Source organism: Glutamicibacter arilaitensis (assembly GCF_044793945.1).
Lineage (GTDB): Bacteria > Actinomycetota > Actinomycetes > Actinomycetales > Micrococcaceae > Glutamicibacter > Glutamicibacter arilaitensis_B.
This window is the reverse complement of the sequence record NZ_CP084994.1, coordinates 1,505,943-1,531,879: the sequence shown is the minus strand read 5'-3', so window position 1 is coordinate 1,531,879 and position 25,937 is coordinate 1,505,943. Positions and strand designations below refer to the sequence as shown.

Genomic DNA, 25,937 nt, shown 5'->3' with positions numbered 1-25,937 from the left:
ATGACCACCAGTGAACCAATTACAGTTGCCTTGGTCGATGACCAGCTTCTGGTTCGTAGCGGTTTCCGAATGCTCATCAATTCCCAACCGGACATGAATGTTGTCGCTGAGGCTTCCAACGGGCGCGAGGCCTTGGCTTCTCCCGCGCTGGCCGCCGCAGACGTGATATTGATGGACGTCCGTATGCCCGAAATGGACGGAATCGAAGCCACTGAACGGCTACTGACAACTCGAGATAATTCCAAGCAGACGCCACGCATCATTGTGCTGACCACTTTTGACATGGACGAGTACGCGTTCAGCGCTATTCAGGCTGGCGCGAGTGGTTTCTTACTCAAAGATGCCCCGCCCGAAGAATTACTGGAATCAGTGCGTACGGTAAATCGTGGGGATGCAGTGATCGCGCCTTCAACGACGAGAAGACTCCTGGATCATATGGCCCCGCTGCTTAAAAGATCAACACAAACCGACGATACGTTGATGTCGGCTGTAAATTCATTGACACCTCGCGAACGCGAAGTTTTTGGGCATATTGCGTTGGGTCGTTCGAATCCAGAGATTGCCAGAGATCTGTTTCTCTCCGAAGCCACGGTAAAAACTCACGTGGGACATATACTCGCCAAGCTCGGTGCCCGTGACCGGGTCCAGGCTGTGGTGATCGCATATCAAACTGGTATCGTCAGCGCCTAAAACTTACTCCTTAAACAAGAGTTCCACACATGCTTTGAAGCCATGCGTGGAATTCTCGTCATAAGGCTTACTTTTCTTCTTCGTACCGAGGGAAAACTGGAGCGGGTGCTGGCAATTCGGTCCCTGGCACCAGCACGGTGTCGTAGTTCTCGAAGTTACGTGCGGTCCCCTGGCCGACCGCGAGCAGGTCCAGCATCCCGGTCATAGTCTGCGGGAGAACTGGTTGCAGAAGCATCGCGACCTTACGAACAATTTCAATAGTCACGTAGAGAACCGTTTCCATGCGTGCTGGATCGGTTTTCTTCAGCTTCCAGGGTTCTTGCTCGGCGAAGTATGCGTTGGTGTCTCCCAAGACATGCCAGACGGCTTCAAGGGCGCGGCTGAAGTCCTGCCGCGCGTACGCTTCCCGGTTGATTTCCAAAAGCTCTGAGGCAGCTTGGAGTATCTGCTCATCGGCTTCCGCGAGCGGTCCGGGTGTCGGCACGACTCCCCCACAGTTCTTGGCCACCATGGAAAGCGAACGCTGTGCGAGGTTTCCAAAGTTGTTGGCCAGATCGCCGTTAATACGCGCAACGATGGTGTCATGGTTATAACTACCGTCAGCGCCAAAGGTCACTTCACGCAGGAAAAAGTAGCGCACCTGGTCAAGCCCGTACCGTGCCACGAAATCATCTGGCGACACGGTATTGCCCAAGGACTTGGACATTTTGACGCCGTTATTGTGCAAGAAGCCATGAATCATCACGCGCTTGGGCACTGGCAGCTTTGCGGACATCAAGAAAGCTGGCCAATAAATGGCATGGAATCGGGAAATATCCTTGCCGATAACGTGCACGTCTGCAGGCCAGTACTTCTGGAATGAAGCCGATTCAACATCTGGGAAGCCGGCACCGGTCAGGTAGTTAGTCAGGGCATCGACCCAAACGTACATGACGTGCTTCTCGTTGCCGGGAACTGGGATTCCCCAGTCAAAGGTTGTTCGCGAGATCGATAGATCCATCAGTCCGCCTTCAACGAAACGAACCACTTCGTTGAACCGTGAGCGAGGGGCGCCGAAATCAGTATTTTCTTCATAGTGCGCCAGAAGCTTATCCTGGTACTTGGAAAGCCGGAAGAAATAGGACTCTTCCTCGGTCCAAGTTACTTCGGTATCAGTTTCGGTTGTGTACCGGATACCATCTTCGCGAACTTCGGTCTGCTCTTCGGTATAGAAGGCTTCGTCACGTACCGAGTACCACCCGGCGTACTTATCCAAGTAAATATCGTCGTTTGCTTCCATCCGGCGCCACAACTCCTGCGCAGCAGCATGGTGGTCTGCGTCAGTTGTGCGGATAAAACGGTCGTAGCTCGTGCCCAACTCGTCATTCATCGATTGGAAAGCATCGGAGTTGCGCTGCGCAAGCTGAGCAGGGGTGATGCCCTCCTTCTCTGCCGTCTGCATCATCTTCTGACCATGTTCATCGGTACCGGTTAGGAAGAAGACGTCATACCCGTCAAGCCGTTTGAAACGCGCCATGGCGTCGGTTGCGACTACCTCGTAAGCATGCCCAATATGAGGGGTGCCGTTCGGGTAGGAAATTGCTGTAGTGATGTAAAAGGGTTTTTGCTGAGAAGTCACGATACAAATTTACCTTAGTCGGTGTTGGAAGCTGGATTCGTCAGGGCGATCTTCTTGTCACATGATCTGGTCCAGATAATCCCAAAAGGCGCCGCGAAGGGTGCGACGGATCGTTTGCTGATCCGTTTTCCACTCTCCGAGTACTTGGGCACAATCTTTAAGCAAGGTACGGTCGATTTCGGGCGGTAGCTGTGGTTTATCCGCCACAAGTTCAACTACTTCCGCTTGGGTTGTACTGGCAAGCCAGGATTGAGCTACTTTGGCCCCAATTTCTTCAGCCGCGGTCAGTTCCTTCTGTTCGTAGGCAGCTTGTCCATAGAACCCAGAACGTTCACTGCCCGACGAGTAGACGACTTCTGCTTGGGTCGCTGGCTCTGCACTGCGTGGAACTTGGGCCTTTTGCGCTAACAACGCCGGAGTTGGGAATCCAGGTTTTGGAGCTGCTGAAGGCTTAGCAGTTGGTGCGCCCGCTACCAATGCGGTCTTAGCGCAATGATCTTTATCCCAGTCAATAATTCGGGTGAAGGAACTATCAATAATTGAATCGGGCATCACTTCAATAGCATCTGCGGTCAGGGCCAAATGTTCGGCCACCGAAGCTACTCCCAAACGACTCTGGTCCTTTTGCAATCCAAGCAAAACTACTTTCATGCCTAAGTCTTGAGCCTCTTCTACGGCCTCGGCAAGGTCATCATCTCCGGAAACAAGATAAGCAACGGAAGCGGAACCGTGACGTGCTACGCCAACCAAGTCCAAAGCAAGCCGTAAATCAACTCCCTTTTGTTCTCCGTTATAGGAAATACGGCCTAGCCGAACTTTAACGCCAGGAATAAGACCGATACGCTTATGCTGTTCCGTAAATAGGCCATCCTTGGACGCGTCATACCAATAGACCCGTAGGTTATTTAGGCCAGTATTCTTCTTAACCGTCTGCACAATTCCACGAACTAAAGACTCATAATGCGTGGTGAAGGCTGAACGGAGCGTTGTTCCCGCAACTCGATGCCCTCCTAAAGACAATAAAAATCCGGCATCAACAAATATGGCAGTTTGATTCATCATACTTTTGATACTAGTCAGTACAGAGCAAAGATTCCTGCACACGACGACGTACGCCAGGTATTGCTTCAATTTAAAAGCAAATGGGACTAGAACAAATTGTTCTAGTCCCACAAGCGCAGCGCGTTAGATGCTTGTTGCTCGCATCATGTCGTCCGCATCGGATAGACGCGAATCGAATTCTTCAATTCGCTCCCCCACACCGAGGAGCTCTGCAATGGCTGCCACTGTGCGTACAGAAGCCTTTCCATCGCCGTAAGGATTAACCGCGTTGGCCATCTCCTCATAGGCTGCAGAATCGTTCAACAGTTCCGAGACGGAGTCAAAGATTCGCTTTTCGTCGGTTCCAATGAGCCGTACGGTGCCTGCCGTCACTGCTTCCGGTCGCTCGGTGTTCAGTCGCATGACCAATACTGGTTTGCCCAGGCTTGGCGCTTCCTCCTGAACTCCGCCGGAGTCGGTCAAGACAACAGTCGAAGCGTCAATGATGCGAGTGAATTCTCCATACGCCAACGGTTCAGTCAATGTGATGTTTGCAATTCCGTCAATTTCCGGAAGCAAAGCCTCACGCACCGCCGGGTTGCGGTGCAGCGGAAGGATGAACTGAACATCCGGTTCCGCAGCGGAAAGGCGTGCAAGAGCACGCCCGATTCCGCGCATTGGCTCACCCTGGTTCTCACGACGGTGAGTCGTCACCAAAACAATTCGTTTGCCCGAGTTCACGATTTCTTCAAGTTGCGGATCTGTGAAAGGGATCTTCTTTTCAACTACGGTCAGCAATGCATCAATAACACTGTTGCCAGTGATCACGATGTCCTTGCTGTTAAACGTCTCGCGCTCGAGGTTACGCTTGCTCAGCGAGGTCGGAGCCAAATGAAGACTGGCAATCTGGCTGGTGAGCTTGCGGTTGGCTTCCTCTGGGAATGGCGAGAAGAGGTCGTAGCTACGCAGACCAGCCTCGGCGTGTACCACTGGAATTCCACGGTAGAAGGCCGCGATAGCTCCTGCTGTAGAGGTTGTGGTGTCACCCTGGACAACTACTGCATCCGGCTTTTCTTTTTCAAAGATTTCATCCAGACCTGCAATGGTCTTTGTCAGCAAACCGTTAAGGGTTTGTCGCGGCTGAATCACGTCGAGGTCATAGTCAGGCTCGATACCAAACAATTCATTGACCTGATCCAGCATCTCGCGGTGCTGTCCAGTAACAACAACTACGCAGTCGAATCCTTCAGCCTCTTTCAAGGCCTTTACGATTGGAGCAACCTTGATGGCCTCGGGGCGAGTGCCATAGATCGGCATGATCTTCTTCATGGGGAATCTACCTTGTCAGCAGTGGGGAATTTAGCGCCAGAGACCGCGGGTGTCAATGACATCCTTGCCTGCAAGCGCAGTGGCAGGAACCGACTTGAACTGATCATGATCAACCAACAGCGTCACAACTTCTGCGGCTTCCAGCGCCTCATCCAATGGGGTCAGAGTGAGGTTCGCAATGCCTTCAAGCTTCTTTGGCAATGCTTCAACGTGTGGCTCGACAACCAAGAACTCGACAGTTGGATTTTCGACGGCCAGCTTGCGAGCGATTTCAATGGATGGCGATTCGCGCATGTCATCGATATTTGCCTTGAAGGCAAGACCCAATACGGCAACCTTGCCATTGAACGCCGGTGACTTGGTAGCCTGAACCACCTTGTCGATAACCCAGCTTGGCTTCGCGTCGTTGGTTTCACGAGCCATCCGGATGAGCTTGGACTCTTCCGGAGCGGCGGAAACGATGAACCATGGATCAACCGCAATGCAGTGTCCGCCTACGCCTGGACCAGGCTGCAAAATGTTAACTCGTGGGTGACGGTTCGCCAAGGAGATGAGTTCCCAGACATCGATACCGATCTTGTCTGAAATAACGGAAAGCTCGTTAGCGAAGGCGATATTCACGTCGCGGAACGAGTTCTCAACCAGCTTCGCCATTTCGGCGGTCTTGGCGTCCGTAGTCAAAATTGCTGCCTGGCAGAACACCTCGTAGAGGGCCTTGGCCTTATCAGCGGCTTCAGGTGTAATGCCGCCAACAATACGGTCGTTGGTCACAAGCTCTTCCATGACGTAACCCGGCAGTACGCGCTCTGGGCAATGTGCCACGAGCAGGCTGTCGGCGTTCAAGTCTGGGCGCTTAGCCAATAGGTAGTCAGCCATGTGCTGAGTTGCGCCTGGAGGCGAGGTGGATTCGAGGATGACCAGTTCGCCACCCTTGAGGTTCGGTGCGATACCAGCTGCTGCAGCCTCAATGTAGGACAGGTCTGCGGTGTAATCATCATTGAACGGAGTTGGCACGGCAACGATATAAGCTTCAGCGGCTGGAGTCTCGAAGCTAGCGCTAAGAGTTCCTGCAGCAACTGCTGCTGATACAAATTCGCCGAGCGCTGGTTCAACGAACGGAACTTCTCCCTTGTTGACTGCCTCAACGGTCCGGGGGCTAACATCGACACCCTTGACGTTGATGCCCTTCGATGCGAGGATCGCGGCGGTTGGCAGGCCGATGTATCCCAAACCGATGACGGCGACTTCTTTAATGCTGTTCACTAAAGTGACTTTCCTTCTGGTGCGAGTATCATTCCCAAAACTGGGCGTTCAAACTTATCTTATAACGATTGAATTACGAGTTGAGCCCTACAAACCATATCGCAGGTCTCCTCTGTAAGTAAGAAGGTGGATCACTACGGTTTATTTATTACCGACCGGTAGACACGATCTAGCTTATTTGCATTTTGAGACCACGTTCGATTTTTAAGTACAAACCGACGGCCTGACTTGCCCATGTATGAGACTTTTTCAGAGTTATCTCGAAGCATCTCAATGTACCGGGACCATTCCTCGGCATCCCCTGGCTTCACTAAGTGACCAGTTTCACCATCAATGATCAATTCGCGAAGCGCGGGCAAGTCGGAGGCTAGAACAGGCACACGAGATGCTAATGCTTCGACTGGTTTTAACGGCGTCACAGCGCGGGTTACGGTATTATCTACCCGCGGAACAACAAAAAGATTCAGAGCAGAGTGGTAGAGATGCGCCTTTTCGCGCGGTACCCGACCAGGAAACTCGCAGCGGCTCTGGACACCTAAGTCGACAGCTAAACGAATTAGATTCTCTTTCTCAGTTCCGTCACCTACGATTAGCAACTTCACTTGCTTACCGTGATCTTTAATACCCGCCAGCGCGCGAACTACTGTCTCCAGCCCTTCATAGGGAACCAGACTACTCACCGTCCCGATGTAAAATGCTTCCGGGTCAAGTCCTAGCTGCGCTCGAGCTTCATTTTTTCCGATTGGCTCCTTGAGAAATTCTTCCCCAATGCCATTAGGCAAGATTTCAATTCGCTCTGCCTCGACCCCAGCGTCCACAAGGTTTCTTTTCATTTGTTCACCAAGCGTCAGGACGAAGCTAGCACTTCTGGCCGCATAGGCTTCTCGTTCCGCAAAAAACCGATAACGTTCGGAACCAGCCGCTGAAGCAGGTCTTGTTGAAAGCCAGGTGTCGGCAAGCTGTCCGCGTACTTCATATACCCACGGAATCCCGGTTGCTTCCGATACTGCTTTGACTGCGAGTGCATTCGTGAAGTCCGTGGTGGTATGCAGTACAGCAGGTCGGTCACGAATCGTCTTTTTTAAGAGTTCTTCTGCCTGCTGTTGAACACGGCCAGACAAATCATGCCTAGGCTTTCGTGGAAGTAGCCTCTCATACCAAATCTCACCCACTCTATCTTTAAGAGCGGTATTCAGCTTTCCAATATTGAGCGGATATTGGACTCTTGTCGCTGCACTGACAAACCATCCCGCATCTGCAAGCGAGCTAAGCACCGACTGGGTACGTTGTGCATATCCACTACCCGTGTGAGGCAGGGAGTTAGTTGCAAGAAACAATACCGAATCTTGATGAATCGGTGGTTCCATTTCTAGCTCGCAATTGTCGAGGACTGGTTCTGTACCCCGATAAACTGCAACTTCAGACTCATAATGACGTTTCTGTCGCGTAGATGGTATCTGTTCTAGAACTCGTATAGCTTCGCTCATGTTTCCAAGCGACCATGCTAACCGAGCTTCGGCGCGAATTGATCTTTCCGATTCCGTAGACTGCGCGAGAAGCTGCTGGGCCAATTGCCAGTGTCCGGATGCTATGCATAAGTTGGCCAGAAACACACCACCTTTGGTGGTCGACTCGTCCGCTATCCACGATTCGCAAGCATGTTGGAGATTCCGGGCGTCGTCTCCTAGCATTGCGCCCAATGCAATGAAGATACTCGGGTTTTTTTTAGATGTGAGTACTTTCCTAAGACCTCTAGCCAAAGGTTGGGCTTTGAATTTACGGGCCACCTGTAGCGCAAAATAACTTGGATCGTCTTTCAAATTAGATGTAACGAGACGAGCAGTGTTTAGCACATTTTCAGTAGTCTGCCGATTCAAATTAACCTCTCAACTACGATCAGATTTTTTAACGACACCTGCAAGCAACAGGGCATACTTTCGTCCAGATTCACGCAAAGAAGCATTTTCGCGCACCCAACGTGAACCTCCACCGTTCGTCCGCAACATCTCAGGATTCTCGATTAGAGCATTTAGGTGACTCACTAAATTATCAACGGATTGGGGAACAACCACGCCAGCGCCGGACGCATTAATTATGCCGGCGGCTTCCCCCCGCACCAGTCCAGTGACGTGCTGGTCAAGATATAAAAGCTCATACAGCTTCGATGGAACGGTGTGGTCGAAGCTTGGCCAATCCGGCCGTAATGCGACTATGCACGTATCGGACCATGCATAGTTCTCTAAGACTTGGGTACCATAGACGGGTTCTCGAAAATCAACGTCCACACCGAGTTGAACTGCAAGATCAGTAAGTGCTACCTTCTCTGTCCCATGGCCGACAATTCGCAGAGTCACCTTATCCTGTAGCTCCTTCATCGCCTTCACGAGCAAGTCCAACCCTTGGCTACGTCCCAAATTTCCAAGATATAGCACTCGAAGTTTGTCACCACGTGGCACCAACGGCACTTTCATCTCGGGACGGTCAATCTCCACTCCATTTGGCACAGTGACTACGTTCACGGCGCCCTTGAGCCGCATCTTCGTTGCTAAGCCATTTGTCACTGTTACTAGTAAGTCGCTACGTCGCACTAAGAACGCAAGACACCGGGATACTAAAGGTTCAAGCCACCCCCAACGTAATACTTGGGACTCGCGAAGAAGATCGGGCCACGCATCCCGAAGGTCTACAACAAAAGGCACTCGGCGCAACCGGCTTGAAAGATACCCTATAACTAATGTCGGAAGTGCTGGCACCGTCGCAATGATAACGTCTGGCCGCGGTCCGCTCATTGATACGGGAAAGCTACGTAGGGCGTCAACGCTATGTTTGAGAACCTTGCCAACCATCGTCCTAGAACGGCGTTTTGAAGGATAGTGACGAATCGTGACCAGTGGATTCGACAGTAGATCAGGGCGATTATCATTGGTCGTACCCTGCGGAGCAGGTGTTACAACATTGACCTGATGACCTTGTGAAGCCAATTCATCAGCGATGATTGACCAACGTCGTTGCGGAGGTGAAATTTCGGGGGAAAATGAATGCGTAAGCAGCATGATTTTCAACTTCCCTGCACCTCTAAATTCCAAAATCTTGACTGACACCTTAACTGTGGGTTAGAAGAAGATGTGTCGGTCGTTGCGTCCAAACCATTGAATACTACCAGTAGCGGTCAATTCAGCGTCACTCACGTCCCAAGTATGCGCCATTCCGTCATTCCCACGCATCTGCATAAAGTTGAATCGATCACTGGAATAAATGGTGCCCCCACTTTCAATGACGTCTCGTAGGAACTGTGTATCCTCGCCCCTGCTTCGGGACTCGAAAGGTGTAGTTTTAAATACTTCAGCATGCCCCAGAATCGTTGGTCCCATCACCAGATTTGTGAACCGATGCTCACGTTCAGCAAACCGCAGTAGGGTGGCGTCTGAATCAGCCAAATACATAAAGTGTGCTTGTTTTCCGACAATTGAGGCACCGCTGTAGCGCAACGCCGCCACCTGATCGAAGAGATAGTTCTCCCCGTATAAGTCGTCATCATCCATTTTGGTTATGAAGTCGCCAGAAGCGCGCGAAACAGCTTCATTCAGACAGTCGCCTAAAGTCAGTTCTCTATCCATCTCCAAGATAACGAAGTTACTAACGTTCGATTTGGTAGCCAAACGATCAAGTTCGTCACGATCAATGGCGAAACCATGCGAAACGAGTATTAGTTCGACGTCAACTTTTTGCTGAGACCCAATGGTAGAGAGAATGTGCTGGATCTGTTGCGGACGGATGGTGGAAACGACCGCACTGATCTTCGGACGTGTGGACATTGACAATGGCGACGGCTCATTTGTTTCCAAGCCAATAAACTCTTCGATCTGACGGGCGCGGTGAGCATACGTATGTTCAGACCAGATTCGTCGTTGCCCCAGATGAACAGTACGGTCTCGTAGCTCCGGACTACGAACTAAACTCCGGATGGCATGTGCGGCTTGCTCGCGAGTTTGTACTTCTAGAACTTCCGAAGGATCAAAGAAATTCCTGATAGCGGCACTGGGAGCCGATACGACAGGGGTTCCCGCAGCCGTAATCTCGAAAATGCGTCGCGCACACATGCTGGGAGAGTCAATCACTGAGTTCACATTCAGGAACGCGCTGTAGTACTTGTTTGCCGTGAGCATTTGGTCGTAAGGCAATGTACCAACTACATGCGAAGCATATGGTTCCGGGAATTGGTACTTTTCTTCTCCACCATGCTGACGAGAGAAGATATCAAGCCCATTTGGCAGTTTGGTACTAATGTCTACGGCTCCGCCCAGAACGATGTCCATCTGCTCACGTCGTTCTGGAAACTTATGTGAAAAGTACATTCCCGCGAATGCGACATCTCGTCGTGGCTGGTTTACAGGACGTACCGGATTATGGAATTGAGGCTGGGCACCAAAGCTCAGCGATGCAACACGTTTGTGCCCCAATGCGGACTGATATCGGTCGACCATTCTTGAGTCAGATGTGAGTACGAAATCGAAAAGTTTTGCCGATTCCAGGAAGTCATCAAAGTGCGGAGGATCTTCTTTGTTCCAGAAAACTGTCGGGATCCCACGGCGTTTGAATGCATCAACCATTTCAACAAATGCAGGTCGAGGCGCTGAAGTTCCAGTTAGATGGTAGCTCCATACTCCACCGTTCCCAGCCCAGGCAGATTCCACAAAGAGGAAATCGAAGTCGCCTTCATTTAGCTGAGTAGACCACGACCTGACGCTAAGTTCTGTCGCTTGCCATTCCGGAGTCCACGATTTCATGCTGAAGTCGTCAAGGATGACAGCAACTTTCAGTTTACTCCCAGTAGGCGAGGATGTCTGATGGTCGTGCGAAGGCAGGCTGAGACCGAGGTGCCTTTCGACGTCGCTAGTAAACTTTTGTAAGGAGAATCTATTGCCTGCAGCCTCAGAACGTCGCATCCATTCACGGAGCTGAACAATACCGCCTTGTCGAAAGTGCCAAAAGGCCTTCCGCAAATCACTTGATGCAAAATTCAATGTCAGTTTCTCACGGCTTCTCGAGGGGGCGTCGACTTACCAACGATTCTAACAATCGAAAAGTCCTAGCCTAACAATTCGTAGATGAACTGCAGTAGACAACACAAATGGTGCGGACACTCACTTGAAGTGAACGATGCAGGAATTGACACACTCATAGTCGACCAACCGAGCGCAATCGCGAAAAACAGTTGCATCGATTGTAATGTTGCGCGTCTAGGCACAACTTAATCTAGAAAAACGCAATGTACAGAGTTGAGGACATCAAAACAAGACGCACCACCAACCCTACTACTTGTTGCCAAACTACTAACTCTACTACTTGAATTGCTTTATGCTTCCATTAGACTGACCATGCCAAGTATGTAGCGAATGCTAATCCTGGAGTGCAACATAGTGATAAATAGGAGGAATATTGATATTCATAGGCCACACGAAATTCAGTGTTTATGCGCCAGTATCCGGCGCATGGAAGGCTACGAACGGTTCTCGCTTTAAAACTCAAGGTGACTACAAAAAATATTTATTCTCAGATTCGCGACTAAACCCTCGGATAGATATCCTGGTGAATTACTCATTACCTCAGTTGGCCACAGCGGCCAAAGGTCATGATATTACTCATCTAATTTCATATTCAGAATTTCTTCCCCATAAGTATGAGGAAAAACTTATTGAATCTCAAAAACAATACTCATTTTTAAAACTCGAGAAACAAAATCGCGGCTCACACCCAATAACTCTAGAATCCGTAGCCAAGGAAAAATTATTGGGTTCAGGTGATCCGCTACAACCTTTCGGCATATTCCGGCTGGATGATGATGATATTTTGCCGGCGGATTATTTTGACCAGAACTCCCCTTATATCAAACAAGAGTTTGTCGGAATGCAAGTATCGCTTGGAACGGGCGTGTCTGCGATCTACAAAGATGGTCGTTTCTTTAACGCAAGAAAAACTTATCATCCGATGTTAAATATCGGATACACCAGCATTCATCAATTTAGCGCTGCTGGAGAGATGACAAAACTACCAATTGCAGGTCATAACGTCGCCGATAGGACGTATCCTGTAATTCTAGATTCACGAAAACTCGGATATCTGTGGACACGGCATCCTTCGCAGGACACCGCCCTAGGGCTCGTAGAATCGGATGAAGCGACTCTTATAGCTACTCTCAAACGCCATATGGATCGCCATCCGCCAATACATGACATGGATGAGTTACATGAGGCTTTCCCAGTTCTTAGAAACAATATTACTAACGCGGAATCGCCTGACTCCACGCGTCAAGAACTCATAGTCGTTGCTACGGACCTTGAAGGAAAAGGCTTAAGGCTAAAGCCAAAGCCCGTGAGTGGAAAAATAAAACTTACCACTACCATGAATTGCGATATGTCCTCTGAGGTCCGAAATTCGTTAATTAGCTTCATTTTCGTGGATGCACAAGGGCTTCGAATCGACCCTGCATCTCTGGATTCGCATTTTGAAAATCAACCGATCTCCCGGTCAGGAAATCCACGAATCGGATGGTTCCGCTACTTGTCAACGAAGCAAGGTAAGAATCGTACCGTAACGCAATTTACACTCCCAGACGGCGTATACGTTGGCGTTGCGACGATAATTAAATGGCGGCGACAGGAAACTAAAATAGTGGTCACATCGGTATCAATTGAGAGCATGCCATCGACGTCTGACTAGTAAACACCCACAAGAAGCTGTCAAGTTGCTATGATGGCTCACATGACTGAAGGTACCCCGAAGAAAGCATTAGTGTATGGATCATGCGTATCGCGTGACCTTACCCGTATCGATAAAATCCGCTTCGAGACGCTACACTACACAGCCCGACAGTCGTGGATCAGTGCATATTCTGATCCGAGAACGGCACCGAAAATTGAGTTATTCTCTGCTTTTCAAAAGCGTATGCTCGAAAATGACTTTCAGTCTTCTGGCCGTCAGGTCCTAACAAGTACACGACCTCTCACCAGCGATGTAATAATCCTCGACCTAATAGATGAACGACTTGGAGTGCTCCCGTATCAAGGATCGTGGATTACGTACTCGAATGAGTTGGATAAAACCAAAATAATAGACAAATCTGAACTTCAAGATCTCGTCGAATTCGGTAGCGACACTCACTTCTCACTGTGGAAGGATGCCGCATTCCAAGTACGTGCGGACTTAGATGTGCATATTCACAAGGTATTTGTACTTGCAGCAAAATTTGCTGAGCATACCGACGATGGAAAGAACCTGCAGAAATTTCGAGACATACCAGCAGCATCATGGAATTTAAAGTATCAGCGTTACTACGACGAACTCGAAAAACTTGGATTCCAATTAGTAAGTCAGTCTAGTGAGCTGACCAAAGCAAGTGAGGCTCATCTTTGGGGTGCTACCCCATTTCATTACGTAGACGAAGCTTACAAGAATTTTGGTGACAAAATTCTAGTCCACTTGGGCAATAATCATTAACTAGGTGTGCGTCTCTGACATCTTACTTAAAAGCCAAGCTCGAATTTCCGTTGTAGTTGTTCGTCCCGAACTTCAGGCAGATACATTTTCAATTTTTGACGACAATGGATAACGAAAATCGCATTATTATTAGGGCTATTTCGATGCCATCGCCACTGGTTTTGGCAGTGGTGAACCGTCTGTAATTGTTGATTGTGCCTGGCCGGGGCTAGCTGGCGGGGCGATACTGGTTCTTCCGGCCCGATGTGACTCATGAATCTTCTGACCCCTGAAGGGTGTCATATCCGGGATCTGTCCTTCTGGCCGGGAGGACCGGCGCCGATCTGGCCCACCGCGATGGCATGATTAGAAGCCTGCCCATTCTCCGTGGATTGTCGCCCCTTACTGTTAAAAGCCCTAGTCGGAACCGCTGTTCTGACGACATGGCATTTTGATTCTGAACACCGGGTACTGCCTTCAACTGCGGACATAGGCCACGTGATAGATCCAGTCAGTTCACGAGCGAAAGACGTTACCTCCAGTTCCTCCACGTGGCAGATAAGAACGATGCGCTTGACGTAGCCCACACAACGGTTCAGGTCCATGTGCAGTAAACGGACCGCTCGAGCGCTCACTACTGTCCTCGATACCCAGCGCCGGGGTCCCATCTGGTTTAGGGACACCGAATTTCACTGCGAACTAGGTCAAGTGAATATTAGTAGGTTTGGGTACCACCAAATTTTGCCTTGGGAGCCAGCAGCCGTCTGGATGGCGGCCAACGGATCCAGTCGCCAGGAAGCATGACTGGAGATGAAACGGCCGTTACCCGGTGGACAGAAACGAAGTACCACGTCGTCAGAACAGCCGTACCATCCGACGCTATTTTGCAGCGTTCATCGGTACCGTACCGGGTAGGTGCGGATGCCGGATCTCGAAGAAGAATGGCAGCAAGCCGTCGATTAGCCGATGGGTCAGCACAAACTGTTGCGCAAGTATGCCATCTCCAGTGTTCTGGCACTGGATGAATGGTTACTGGATCCTCCTAGCGGAGAGTTCTTGAGGTTCATTGTCGAGCTCATGGAGCGTAGATATGACGCCGGGTCGACTATTTTCTGCACGCAGTACAAGCAGTCGGACTGGCATGCCCGATTGGGTGCTGGAGCGTTGGCTGACGCGACTATGGATCGCATCGTTCGCAACACGATTTGGGTTGAGACTGGTGGGTTCAACATGCGTGAGGCGTACTCGAATTCCGGGCGCTAGGAACGGGTCGCCGTCGCGGTGAGGAGTTGGTTCAGGGCCGCCGGCAAGGTGGCCTGTGGCTCTAAAACCTTCGAATATTCACGAGTACTCTTATGGCGTCTGTTTCGGATGTCGGCTCGATGAATCTGACGCGAACCATGGCGCGAAAACCCTCGTCATCAAGGACTTCGAACCCAAGGCGCTTATAGGCTGCGGTGAGGATTTCCCACAGTTCTGGGGCTGGTGACGCAACGACTTTCGCGGCGCCTGTGGTACCGGCTCGGGGTCTTCCGCGGTCAGGAATCACGTCGGGCAGTTCGGAGTTCTTAGTCCAGTCAGCGACTCCGACCTGGGATCCGGGTTCTTGTTCCACGACGCCGAACTCGAAGGAATTTTGCCCTGGATGCAAGCGTTGCTCGGCGGAACGCAGGAGCAAGGCTAGTTCGGCGTCGGTGTTCGCCGATCCGATGTGTTCCACGGAGGTGGTGGTGCGTCCGGTTAGGTCCACGATTTGCTCGGCGACAGCGTCGGATACGGTGCGGACCTAGCGGATGAATCGAGAACCCATTGCTTCAGAGTACCGGGAACCTATTTATTGGTAAGCATTTCGGTCAAGACGTGAAATCAAAACATCAGGTCATGAACTAATTGAGGTTTTGGATCACAAACTGTGGCACGAAACAGGTCAGGATCTGGATAGAGATTGGCAACCACAACATGAGGGAGAAAACCTCAGAGGCTACGGTCTAAGCATACTATTGAGATTCGGTGTCTCCCTTCCCCAGAGTTACTGGCATCATCGGCAAATTAGTGGTTCTGAAAGACAATATTTGGGGGCTCTCAAGCCTACGTATATTTATTCAGTTGTAATACTGAACCAAAATCTTTGTATAAAACCGACTCCATAAACTGCGCTCGTCGTCATAAGCCACAGTTCCGAAATTATCCGGAAATCTACAAAATCGATCTGCGCCGTTAGACGAACAACCATGACATGTAGGATCACACCAGCACGATAGAGGGCGACCGATCGAACTGGCCGGTGTCTCCCATTTGTCGGACTCGTCAAACTAACAGCGGAACCAAGACTAACCGTTAAGCTCGCGGAACTTCGGAGTTACAACCACCGAGCCCGGCGGAAGATCTTTGGTCACAACTGCGTTCGCACCAATCGTCGAATTAGCGCCAATCTTAGCTCCTAACACAACGGCACCGGCCCCTACCCAAACACCGTCGCCTATTGACGGATCTAGTCCATTGCGACCGCCAATGGTGACGTTCTGACCGATAGTAACGTTCTTACCTATGATCGCGTTCTTGTTGATAACAGTGCTGATACAGCCGTAGGCGAAACGGGCACCGGATAAGTCTACCGTCGCCGGCAAGACTGATCCGAAACGTTTCCTAATGTAGCGAACTAGGAAATCAGCGCCCACATCAAGCTTCTGTAGATGATATTTGTGCGCCAATGCATGAATCTGCCCTATGGGAATCAGATTTAGATATCCGTCAATAGGACCAGTCATATTTGCAGACAACATATCGTGCCGCACGCCTGATGATTCCAGCAGGCGTTTAACGGAATTGGTTATACCGTTCATCAGTATCCATTCGTCAAACTCTGCGACATCAATCTGCCGGAAATCTTTAACAACGCCCGAGCCAAAGATCGAACCGACATGTTTTGGGTTTGAAGATACAAAAGTAACTTCAGCGCCTATGGACAACTTCAGAAGTTCTTCTACTATAAAAGCTAATCGGGACACGCCAAGTACTGCAACTTTTCTAGTCAATTTCTCATTAGGGTCGGCGCCGAAACCATCGAATTTTAGAGAATCACTCTTAATGATAGATTTCGAACCATTCTCAACATATTCAAAGGTAACGTAATAGTTTCCATAAGACGCGAGATTGTAGAAGTATCTTCCGTCCGAAGAAGTTGCCGAATCGATTGCGACCCTATTCCTGTAAAGTACAAAATTCCCAGATTTGGGGATAGAACCGAAAACGAATACTTCCAATTGGAAAAAATTCCGTATACCCATCTTAAGACTACGTGCCTTTAAGTCCACCTCTGGTGAATTAGTCACAAAAACTCCCAAGCGCTGCCCAATAAGCAGCCTACATAATTATGGTTATGAATGAATAGATTTTAATTCCGTAGCGTCGAAATGAGCATTTAAAGATCATACCAAGCTAAATGAGACCCCATCCGTCGCAAAAATCTGATTTGAGGCTTCCATTTAACTGGAGTTTCAAGAAACGCCATAAATTGAGAAATATTAATGTACGAGGACAGCAAGGAACTATTAGATTCATTGATGAATTCACGGAGCTTGATCCGAGCAAATTCAGCATCTCTCAAAGCATGATATGGCATATTGATTTCCAAAGCTCTCGCTTTGAGCCGATTCGATTCCGGTAACGGTAAAATCCCTGATGGTCTAACTGGGATGGCGTTCCGACGACCATCAAAGTTCGGCAACCCATGATCACTGGTTTTTCGTAGCCTTAGTCCCTTAGCAATCGCAAAATCTTCACTGACTCGTGGTGTGTCAAATGGAATTTCAACAAGATCGCGTGACAAACGAGTCAGGAGAGAAATTTGCAACTCGCCGCTGTGCCGTGATTCCATAGACGAATTCGAAAGAATACTCAATAAATATGGTGAATACAAGGGGTCAAATCGACGAGTATAGGTACTCATTGAACGACTGATCTCTCCAACAAAATATCTATTTCTCGTAGAGAGATAAAGATAGTCTAATTGCGCGGTTCCTCTGATACCCGTTTGTTCGGATTCCCGGATCAGGTTCTGTAATGACAATCCCGTCGATTCTACGAAGTCGTCACTCCACAATCCAGGTTTGGTATTGTTGCCAAGACCGAATTCCCCGTATACTTGCCGAAAAGTATTCTGAGGGTTGCTCAAATCTGGCAATCGATTCTTACCATAAAATGATCTGAGGACCTCTCCGTATCCCCCGCTCAATATTATATTTGAATTTGCAGATAACCCAGGATCGGCAGAGCCTTGAAGAACTCCGTTAGTTTCCAATAACGGCCATGTCAATTCGTCGATGCCCGAGGGCGAAATGCTCCGGTCGACACCTGAGTAGCGGGTCATTGTGAGGCCCAGTTCGCTACATAGGTTTCGCGCACTTCGAACATCTAACGAGTTATCATCACCACCGACGAAATACACGAACTCGTCCTGTAATTCATTCGCAATAAGCCCGCCAAGTACGAGTCGGGAATCCATGCCACCGGTAATTTGACTGATCTTTACCGATGCGGTGTCCTTAGAGACCGCGTTAACATTCAGGCTCAAATCATTCAAGAAACCGTCTATAGAATCTTCTAATTTCATGGACGGATCTAAAAGATTCGTTTCAACTCGATATTGCATCTCATTCGCTCCAGATGCATCGAACTGAACGTAGTGATAAGGCTTCAACACTGAAACCCCCATAAATGGTGATTCGACGATACCACCATTACCCATGAGGCCAATGCTCATAATATATTCAATACTTTTTTTGAGAGTGACTGAGTCGCTAGCCAACCGCCGCTTTAGAGTAGAAAGATCAGAGGCATAATATTCCTTTCCATCTGACTTGTAGCGCTGCACCATACAGCCGCCAAATGGATCAGCTAGTAAGTAATCTCTGTTATACCACGTGTCCCTGACTAGTATTGCGAGTGAACCTCGTAAAGTCTCCCCAAGAGACTCAGGTGATTTGCCGTATGACGTTATGGCTGAGATCGCGGAAGGCTCGTCATAAACGAATTGCAAATTCACGATTCCGCATCCATGAACACCGAGCAGTGCATAGCGCTCCGCTTTGTTCATTGTGGGCGTGAAGTCGCTTGAAATCATCCGTTTACCGTTATCGGCAACTGAAATAGCGAATCCGCTCATAAAAGCCTCCTTTTACATTGAAATATATTACTGTTTATTGTCGAAACTGTAACTGGAAGACTATAGATGCGGTAGTGAAGTCCATCGAACCATTCCACCAGTCATTTATCAGTGAAACTAAGGCAGGCCGATCTTGCTTATGATCGGTAACTCCGCTGCTATTAGGAATTCGTTAAAGCGGTCAAACATAAAATCAAGATTTTCGAATAAAGGATCGTAATTCACCGATTCAATAATTTCTACCTGAGACATCCTCCCGGCTTGGACTAGATCCAAGTTTGGCAGGCATAATGTATCTGCTAACTCGCGTGTTCGAGAATCATGAGTTAACCATAAAGCGGGTTTTCCGCTCAATAAACTCGACATGTTTACGTGGAATCTAGTTCCATAAGTAAAATCAATGAATTCTCTATTGAACTCATCCCAAGGTTTTAGATCTCTAAATAATTTGAATCGATTTGAGAAGTATGAAACTAACTCTTCTCGTTGGATTATGGGATTATTTCCGTCTACGAGATACTCGAAATGACCTGGAACTTTCGCTAGACCAGGATTGTCAACAACTGATTTATAAAATTCGTAATTCTCTTTGTTCTGCGGTTCAATAAGATAGGTTCTTGAGCGAATTACGTCAGTCATCAGAGACATCTCTGACTCTCGGTTATAATATGTACCGCTGAATGCTGACCGAAGCTTACTCTTACCTTTAAAAGAATTTACATTCTCGTGGAGCTCCTTGAAAGCAGAAGGAACACTAAAGAAACTAGGGCAGCCCGTGACGAATACGTTCTTGGCGTTACCGAACTTTTCAAGCACACTTTTAGTAAACTCGCCTCGGACACTGACGGCATGCGCCCTATCCGCGATGGCCTGCATCGCCGATATTGCTTCTGGTGGGAATTCTAGACCATCAAGTTTTTGTTCTTTTGCTTGTACACCCAGACCAAATAAAACTACGGGTTTATCATAGCCCGACAACATCTCTTCAAGTTTTTTGTATCGAGCCCTCATGCTTGGACTCGAGTCATTCGCACGAAACATATTAGCGCATGTAATAATGACATGGGTGCACGAATTATTAACGAAGTCTTTAAAGCGATCGCCAGATTTGTAGTTTGGCCAGTTTCGATTTATCGCTAAGTAAGACTCATTGAACATTCTAAATGGGACATCGCCATGTAACATGTTCCCTGAGTTTTCTGGAAATTCAGTTGGAAAATTAAGTGGCAGACTGTTGAGAATTCCGGTAACGCCAATCATGATTGCAGCTATTCCTACGATTCTAGTTTAGTAAAGGTCGAGGTGGCATCAAACGCTCCCCCATGGCTTGGGAACGTGATTACTAATTCTTTGGTTTTCGCCAATTTGTGGTGTTCCAAGGCGACGAAAGATTCACGAATATCAATTTCTATTTCCATCTCTGGTTTAGATGTGATGATTTGAGCGGAAAGATAGAAGTTCTTCCGAGAAAGCACAAGGCTTCGATCAGATTCGGTCTCAACGTTGAGTGAGGGATCAAGCAGAAAACGAATAAGGGGTCTACCAAACCCAGTTGCGGTAAAAGAATCAGTAACCTTCAGTGAATGATTGTGTGCAAGGCTAACAGTTCGTTGCATAATATTTTTTTCATCAAAAAACAGCTGTGCCGTGAAATCCGAATGATACTCACTAGCTGTTCGTGTATTCAGCTTCCCACGCAACCGACTCGTGTTTTTCCCGTATGAGATCGAGTTTTTCGTGGTCCAAGAATCAAACTGTGAGTAGGTGGGAAGAGAATGTCCTTTTGGACCCCGCATATCGACGGCAACAGGGTCGTTCTGGTCGTAACTAAGAAGGCCTGCATCCCGAAAAATGAAGTTTCCATCTTGCCACCAAGTAATGCTGAGGTCATCCAGTTGCTTGTGTATAACGCTTCTAAAACCTGCAATAAAGGATAGATACTCTGCTTCGCGGCTCACGACAGCGATTCCATTATTTGGCGACCAAAGTGTTCCCAGCATAGGTTTGAAACGATGTTGCATACCGCCAGGGCTATCACCTAAGGGCGGAACTGCACCAGTCGGTAGCAGCTGCTTACGCACGCCGATTTGCGCCGCACGCAAGAGCATTTGGAACATCCTCGCTCTTCCAGGAAATTTTCCAGACCAATCTAAGAACGATACGGCGTCTTCCAAAAGCATTACATAGAAAACTTGATAAATTGGCGTATTCTCAGAAGCAATTCCGTCTTCGTCAATGATCTCGCCCAAAGTTGTGTACAAGCGAGCGACCCATGCATGTGCATCGGCACCCGGCAAGAGGTCTGGCAATAGCGTTTCTGCATGAAGATGGGCAATGCCCAGCATGATTCCATGATTGTTGGGCTGGTAAAGATCCAGCTCGTTCAGAAGCCGATTTTCAACAATCAATAGTCGCGAATACAGCGACAAAAATCGATCGAACTCTTCTTGTCGTTCTTCTCGTGAAAGTAAAGAGAGAATCCACAGTAGCGTGCGAATGCGTAAAGCACTCTGATGATCCTGGCTACCCGATTTGAGGGAACTGATGTCTTTTTCAGCCGTCGCTTCAAACCAAGTTAGGAAAGATCCGATTATTTGCTCAGCAATGGATACTTCCTTTTTGCCACTATTGAGCTGAAGAATTCGCGGGATATAGGCCAACGAGTTGCGCCACAGAATTGTCGTGTTCGCATCGGAAGCTGGAATGGTTGCCCACACAGAAGTAGCCATAAGTTCAGCGGTAGCCAGCGTGGCGGTATTAGGTAAAGTGACTTCCCAGCCATTTACCAACTCTTTGAACTCCCAGCCACGGGGTGTGCCGTCAGAAAATTCTCCCGCATACGCTGCTAAGAGTTGACGGTCGTTCTCTGACGGCACATATTCCACTAGTGGTTCCCCTATATTCAAGAATTCGTGGCGCTAAGCGCGAACACGATCCAACAAATCTAGTACCCGACTGGTAACTATCCTAATATCATAGCGCTCAAGCATGAACTCACGTCCATAATTCGATGCTCTCGCAAACGATGTTTCGTCGTTCTGAAGCGCAAGTATGTAGTCTCTCATCGTTTCGATGGAGTCGAAGATAAACTCGTCTGGGTAACAGGCTTCAACGCCACGCCATGGCAAGAACAGTCCCTGACCGCCGGCACAGAAGGCTTCGCCAGGAGCTACCTGCATTCCTTCGAAATCACTCAACGACAGTGCATAGCCAACATTACGAAGGGATTCTTTAGTGTTGACCCATCCCTCATAGTGAATCGAATCGGTAAGGCCCAACTCTTCAATACGCGAATCACACATAGAGTAGTACTTCCGAGCTGATTCCGAATTCATTACCCAAGAGTATTCGGAGTACTTCTTCCCATAGACGTTCAGCTGATAGCGCTCGTCAACTGCACGCAGCTGGGCAAGGAGCTCAATGGCCTTATGGAAGCCCTTCAGAGCTGGTACTGTGCCGATCATAGCCAGTTGGAAGCGCCGTTCGTCTGTGTTTTCGGCTTCCGTTTGATACGCTTCAACGTCAAACGCGTTTGGGATCAGTTCGAACTTTTCATACGGGATGTCGAACCTGTCGCTGAAGTCGTTCAACGAGTGAGGCGCAATGGCGACTATTTTAGAAACCTTAGACAGGTTCAGATTCAGTCCATAATCAACGGTCATTTCACTCCGATGAGCACGAACGACCAAACGGTGTCGCGACATTACATTTTTGGAATACCAAACGGCTGCACCCAGTAGCCATTCAACCCAAATGTAGTCGGTCCATTCCAAAAGCTCGCGGCTCAGCGCTTCATCATGCGTCGTATGCCCGGTCCATTTGTCCGTGCGCACGTGATAGCGCTTCTTCAGCTCTGGGAGAAGATCGTTCATGAACTTCAAATCGTGGCCGGCAAGCACCAATCGAATCTTACAAGCATCAACGAACTGCTCGTAATTACCATCGCGAGCAGCGAGAACTAGCTCGTTCAATCGGCGGCTGAACTTGAAGGTTGATATGTAGTTCCAGTGAGTGTTGCAGAACTGACTAAAGAAATCGAAAACTTCACGGTTTAGGTCTTCTGTCTTAAACCAGATGAACTGTCTCAGGGCATAATCCATGGCTGCATGGCCATGTTCCTTGATAAAGGAAACGCCACTGGTACCGAGAATGTCATCAACATCGGACCAAGCCTCAATGAAGTCCTTGAAATTAGATGAGTTCAGCTTCTGAGTAACAGAACCTTCGTCATCATCATTCTTGACGTATTTGCGGATTGGCACGTCTCTGTAGGCCACGCTCAGGCACTTTGTAAGCACTTCGGAACTGAACGTTATGTCTTCACCAATTCGGCGCGATTCCATGAATCGGATCTCATTGTCCATAACGACGTCTCGACGCATGAGGAACGAACAGGTTAGGCTTTGGTACTTTGCAATCGCGCGAAGTCTCGAACTTGGGTCCTTAATCTTGTCCCAACCCGGAATACGATCCGACATCCGAGTCGTACCGTCGGGGGCGACTACTTGGAGACTGTTTCGGACAGCATCGCTATCAAACTTGATCGCGTGTTCATATGCGTTCGCAAGTCCATCTGGGATCAAAATGTCATCTGAGTCAAGGAAGAAAAGGAACTCGCCGCTAGCACGCTCCAGACCGTAGTTCCTCGGCTTTGCAGCAGAGCCTGAATTTTCTGGAAGTCTGAAAATCTTCCAGTTGTCGTTGTTTTCGCATTCATCGGAGAGAACATCGAAAGTATCATCTTTCGATTGATCGTCGACGAAAATGACCTCATGTGGAACCTTTTCGGGTATTCCGCGAAGAGACTCAAGGGTCAAATCCATCTTCGAAATTGAATTGTAAGTGGGAATTACGATGCTAATCATTGGAATATTCCTTCTAGATCAGGAAGATCGACGGCTCATTCGTACGGCCGGCAAGAACTGGGAACACCTGTCCTGCGTTGAGCAACACATTGTGAGGATGTGGCTGCCGCGAATACCGGAACCGGTTCATATCAGGTGTCGGAGTGACCGCCAATGGTTCATCCATAGAACTGCCTACATCCAGGAGGTAGCCAAGGTCATCGTCGCCCAGAAGCGCCTTGTCTGCCATGTCAACTACCAGAGCCTTGCGCGACTTCAACACGTTACGCGAGCGCAGCGAACGATCAATAATCTCAATCTCTCGGATGACTCGAACGCTGGTCGGATAACGACGGGTCAGCTCCATGGCAAGTGTCTGATCAGCGTTGTCTTTCAAGACAACCAGCAAGCCGACAAACTTGTCGCGGTTTTTTTCGAAGTATTCACGCGCGCGATCTGCGCCTGCTTCGTCGTCAACGCGGGCAACTAGTTGCACTTTGTCGAAGTATGTTGCGTGGGCAATCCCGACAGCGTTCAAGATTTGTTCAGCGCGATGCCGGTACGTGTTCTGGAAAGCGATTTGCATGCTGGCACGCTGATGCGACAGGTATTCTGCGTCAGTGATTCTCTTGATATCGAAATCATCGCGATCAGCATAGTAAACGCTATCGCCGAAGAAGTGCTGAACGCCTTGTGCGGTGTTTGAGAGCACTACGGCTCCACAGGCGGCAAGCTCGAAAACACGGCGTGCGAACATTGTGTCGGAATCAGCGACGGTATTCAACGTAATACCGTATTTCGACTTTCGGTAAGTGTCAGCCGTCTCGGCGTAGGAAATCGCTGGGCGCGTGTATTTCTTATAACGCTCCGGATAGGCGTATGCCTTATCTGGTGACGAATACATGCGGTCGTAGATAACCATTTCGTTTTCTGAGTCCAGAACATTGTCGATGATCTTCGACGCAGCCTTGGCGCGTTTTGGATAACGGCCGTACCAAGTTCCGGCAAAGTTCACGCTTGCTGATGCGCCAAAAGAGCCAATTGGGTTGAATAGTTTCGGTTGTACTGCGAAGGGCAGAACATCTGCATACGGTACGCCAACGTCTCGAATGTATAGTTCTACACACTCGACGGCCGTGGTGAAGACATAGTCAAAAAGTGCTGACGTACGGATGAAGTCATTGATGCGGTCAGAGAAATGGACAGGATCCTCTTTGTTCCAGAAAACAGTTGGGATTCCGTTCTCATGGCAGTAGTCCAGGATGGCGATAAGTTCTTTTCTGTTTTCTTGCTTGAACTTAATCGAAGTGTAAATCTTTCCTTGCCATGGATGCTCCGAAGGTGAGCCACCCTGCCACGCTGATTCGCAAATAAACATTTGCGGCTTGTGCGCATCCATCTGTTCGCGCCACGTTTTTGGCTTTAACCGCAATGTCTTGAACTCTGGCTGGAAGCTACCAAACGTGAAATCATCGGCAATCATTGCCACAGGAATCTGGTGGCTATATGGAAGATTTGAACCGCGGTAAGCCTGACCTGAATCACTTGCGCGCCAAGTGTCACGTCCCTCTTTCGACATGGCCCACTGCACGCGTTCTTTGTCAATGATTGGGTTGTAAGCGGAAGTTTTGTTTTGGAGTGGCGCCGGGCGGTTAACGCGTTTTTTAATATTTGCGGCGAGGACAGCCTGCGGCTCATCCGCGTTTACGTTTATTTCTACGTTTAAGGGCTTAACGGCACCAGGAGTCACACTTCCAGCAGCTTGTACCGAGGATGATAACGAGTTTAATCCGTCAGCAATCGACTTCTGTGAAGTGACTATCTTCTGCTCGAGGCTTTTGATCTGATCCTGAACAGCTTTTGGCGCCACGGTATTCGACGATGATGGCTTCTTCGAGATATCTACCCGAATCCGTTTCATCTGGTCGCGCGTGTCCGCGCGGAACTTCGCATTCATTCTGCCGTCACGTTGTGTGAGCAATGTCCGAGCTACCAAGAACACCCCAGCTACAACACCAACGAGCAGTCCAGTTAGGAAGCTGGAGCTAAGAATCCCTACCGTCATGCCAAGAGCCGTTGCCAGTACTACGTCGATCAGCCCTCTGACCGCGAGTAACAATATGGATTTATCGACACGTTTGGGCAAACCAAGGCCTTCTCTCTGCTGGATGCGACGTCACAGGACGAAGAATAATATCGTCTATCATCTTAGTGGAAAAAATCGGGAAGGCCGACTCGTCCGCGGTGTGCCGCTGGCCCATCTGACATAGAGCACGATGTTAATCGACCGTCCACCAGCACTTAACTTTCGGTGGGAATCCGTCTAAACGGGATGCTGAAATGTGCGCCGCAATTCGGGCGTAGCGGCGGTCAAGATTTGGTTAGATGTGTCGCCTCGCCAGACATGCCTCGATGGTGGCGATCGAATTAAAGTTCACTTACTTTCTGATACATCAAAGGCTCTGCATTTAGACTGATAAAGCGCAGAGCCTTCTGTGTTTTTAATTTCTGA

18 protein-coding genes are annotated in these 25,937 nt (G+C 49.0%); 4 read left to right on the top strand and 14 right to left on the bottom strand.

Annotated features, from left to right (window positions below; translation table 11 throughout):
- Positions 1-690, top strand: coding sequence for a response regulator (locus LG294_RS07050; protein WP_404290847.1), 690 nt, complete (start codon positions 1-3; stop codon positions 688-690).
- 67 nt (positions 691-757) lie between these two features.
- Here LG294_RS07050 and metG read toward each other — a convergent pair whose 3' ends face one another.
- The 7 genes from metG to LG294_RS07015 form a co-directional block, all read right to left on the bottom strand.
- A complete protein-coding gene (metG, locus tag LG294_RS07045) occupies positions 758-2,308 on the bottom strand; it encodes a methionine--tRNA ligase (protein WP_404290845.1) in 1,551 nt (516 codons plus the stop codon).
- Between the two features lie 57 nt (positions 2,309-2,365).
- The gene (locus LG294_RS07040) at positions 2,366-3,370 is read right to left on the bottom strand and encodes an NYN domain-containing protein (RefSeq protein WP_404290843.1); all 1,005 of its coding nucleotides are present in this window, start codon (positions 3,368-3,370) and stop codon (positions 2,366-2,368) included.
- Positions 3,371-3,493: 123 nt separating this feature from the next.
- Positions 3,494-4,678 carry a non-hydrolyzing UDP-N-acetylglucosamine 2-epimerase gene (gene wecB, locus LG294_RS07035; protein ID WP_404290841.1) on the bottom strand — a complete coding sequence of 395 codons (1,185 nt, stop codon included), beginning with the start codon at positions 4,676-4,678 and terminating at the stop codon, positions 3,494-3,496.
- 30 nt (positions 4,679-4,708) lie between these two features.
- Positions 4,709-5,941: a UDP-N-acetyl-D-mannosamine dehydrogenase gene (gene wecC / locus LG294_RS07030; RefSeq protein ID WP_404290839.1), complete on the bottom strand. Its 1,233-nt coding sequence runs from the start codon at positions 5,939-5,941 to the stop codon at positions 4,709-4,711.
- 134 nt (positions 5,942-6,075) lie between these two features.
- On the bottom strand, positions 6,076-7,428 hold the full coding sequence (locus LG294_RS07025; RefSeq protein ID WP_404290837.1) for a glycosyltransferase family 4 protein: 1,353 nt from the start codon (positions 7,426-7,428) through the stop codon (positions 6,076-6,078).
- A 399-nt stretch (positions 7,429-7,827) separates the two neighbouring features.
- Positions 7,828-9,042, bottom strand: a complete 1,215-nt coding sequence (locus LG294_RS07020) for a glycosyltransferase family 4 protein (protein WP_404290835.1) — start codon at positions 9,040-9,042, stop codon at positions 7,828-7,830.
- A 12-nt stretch (positions 9,043-9,054) separates the two neighbouring features.
- On the bottom strand, positions 9,055-10,728 hold the full coding sequence (locus LG294_RS07015; protein WP_404290833.1) for a glycosyltransferase: 1,674 nt from the start codon (positions 10,726-10,728) through the stop codon (positions 9,055-9,057).
- 652 nt (positions 10,729-11,380) lie between these two features.
- On the opposite strand from LG294_RS07015, the gene LG294_RS07010 reads away from it, so the two are divergent.
- From LG294_RS07010 to LG294_RS07000, 3 genes are all read left to right on the top strand, one after another.
- Entirely contained in the window at positions 11,381-12,661 is a 1,281-nt protein-coding gene (locus LG294_RS07010) for a glycosyltransferase (RefSeq protein WP_404290831.1), read from the top strand.
- Between the two features lie 42 nt (positions 12,662-12,703).
- The gene (locus tag LG294_RS07005) at positions 12,704-13,438 is read left to right on the top strand and encodes a DUF6270 domain-containing protein (RefSeq protein WP_404290829.1); all 735 of its coding nucleotides are present in this window, start codon (positions 12,704-12,706) and stop codon (positions 13,436-13,438) included.
- A gap of 945 nt (positions 13,439-14,383) precedes the next feature.
- Positions 14,384-14,680 carry an ATP-binding protein gene (locus LG294_RS07000; protein WP_404290828.1) on the top strand — a complete coding sequence of 99 codons (297 nt, stop codon included), beginning with the start codon at positions 14,384-14,386 and terminating at the stop codon, positions 14,678-14,680.
- A gap of 61 nt (positions 14,681-14,741) precedes the next feature.
- On the opposite strand, the gene LG294_RS06995 is transcribed toward LG294_RS07000, so the two are convergent.
- From LG294_RS06995 to LG294_RS06965, 7 genes are all read right to left on the bottom strand, one after another.
- Complete coding sequence (locus LG294_RS06995) at positions 14,742-15,167, bottom strand: hypothetical protein (protein WP_404290826.1); 426 nt, start codon at positions 15,165-15,167, stop codon at positions 14,742-14,744.
- Between the two features lie 580 nt (positions 15,168-15,747).
- Positions 15,748-16,749, bottom strand: a complete 1,002-nt coding sequence (locus LG294_RS06990; protein ID WP_404290824.1) for a serine O-acetyltransferase — start codon at positions 16,747-16,749, stop codon at positions 15,748-15,750.
- 89 nt (positions 16,750-16,838) lie between these two features.
- Complete coding sequence (locus LG294_RS06985) at positions 16,839-18,581, bottom strand: hypothetical protein (RefSeq protein ID WP_404290822.1); 1,743 nt, start codon at positions 18,579-18,581, stop codon at positions 16,839-16,841.
- A 117-nt stretch (positions 18,582-18,698) separates the two neighbouring features.
- Complete coding sequence (locus LG294_RS06980) at positions 18,699-19,841, bottom strand: polysaccharide pyruvyl transferase family protein (RefSeq protein ID WP_404290820.1); 1,143 nt, start codon at positions 19,839-19,841, stop codon at positions 18,699-18,701.
- Between the two features lie 14 nt (positions 19,842-19,855).
- On the bottom strand, positions 19,856-21,466 hold the full coding sequence (locus tag LG294_RS06975; RefSeq protein WP_404290818.1) for a heparinase II/III family protein: 1,611 nt from the start codon (positions 21,464-21,466) through the stop codon (positions 19,856-19,858).
- Positions 21,467-21,499: 33 nt separating this feature from the next.
- Positions 21,500-23,446: a glycosyltransferase gene (locus LG294_RS06970; protein ID WP_404290816.1), complete on the bottom strand. Its 1,947-nt coding sequence runs from the start codon at positions 23,444-23,446 to the stop codon at positions 21,500-21,502.
- A gap of 13 nt (positions 23,447-23,459) precedes the next feature.
- Positions 23,460-25,571: a glycosyltransferase gene (locus LG294_RS06965; RefSeq protein ID WP_404290814.1), complete on the bottom strand. Its 2,112-nt coding sequence runs from the start codon at positions 25,569-25,571 to the stop codon at positions 23,460-23,462.
- Between the last annotated feature and the right edge of the window lie 366 nt (positions 25,572-25,937).

Bases quoted from the DNA above. Each gene is read 5' to 3' on its own strand.
- wecB (WP_404290841.1), bottom strand. From the start codon at position 4,678: ATGAAGAAGATCATGCCGATCTATGGCACTCGCCCCGAGGCCATCAAG.
- LG294_RS07040 (WP_404290843.1), bottom strand. From the start codon at position 3,370: ATGATGAATCAAACTGCCATATTTGTTGATGCCGGATTTTTATTGTCT.
- LG294_RS07015 (WP_404290833.1), bottom strand. From the start codon at position 10,728: ATGAAATCGTGGACTCCGGAATGGCAAGCGACAGAACTTAGCGTCAGG.
- LG294_RS07050 (WP_404290847.1), top strand. From the start codon at position 1: ATGACCACCAGTGAACCAATTACAGTTGCCTTGGTCGATGACCAGCTT.
- LG294_RS06970 (WP_404290816.1), bottom strand. From the start codon at position 23,446: ATGATTAGCATCGTAATTCCCACTTACAATTCAATTTCGAAGATGGAT.
- LG294_RS07000 (WP_404290828.1), top strand. From the start codon at position 14,384: ATGGGTCAGCACAAACTGTTGCGCAAGTATGCCATCTCCAGTGTTCTG.
- LG294_RS06980 (WP_404290820.1), bottom strand. From the start codon at position 19,841: ATGATTGGCGTTACCGGAATTCTCAACAGTCTGCCACTTAATTTTCCA.
- LG294_RS07005 (WP_404290829.1), top strand. From the start codon at position 12,704: ATGACTGAAGGTACCCCGAAGAAAGCATTAGTGTATGGATCATGCGTA.
- LG294_RS06985 (WP_404290822.1), bottom strand. From the start codon at position 18,581: ATGAGCGGATTCGCTATTTCAGTTGCCGATAACGGTAAACGGATGATT.
- LG294_RS07025 (WP_404290837.1), bottom strand. From the start codon at position 7,428: ATGAGCGAAGCTATACGAGTTCTAGAACAGATACCATCTACGCGACAG.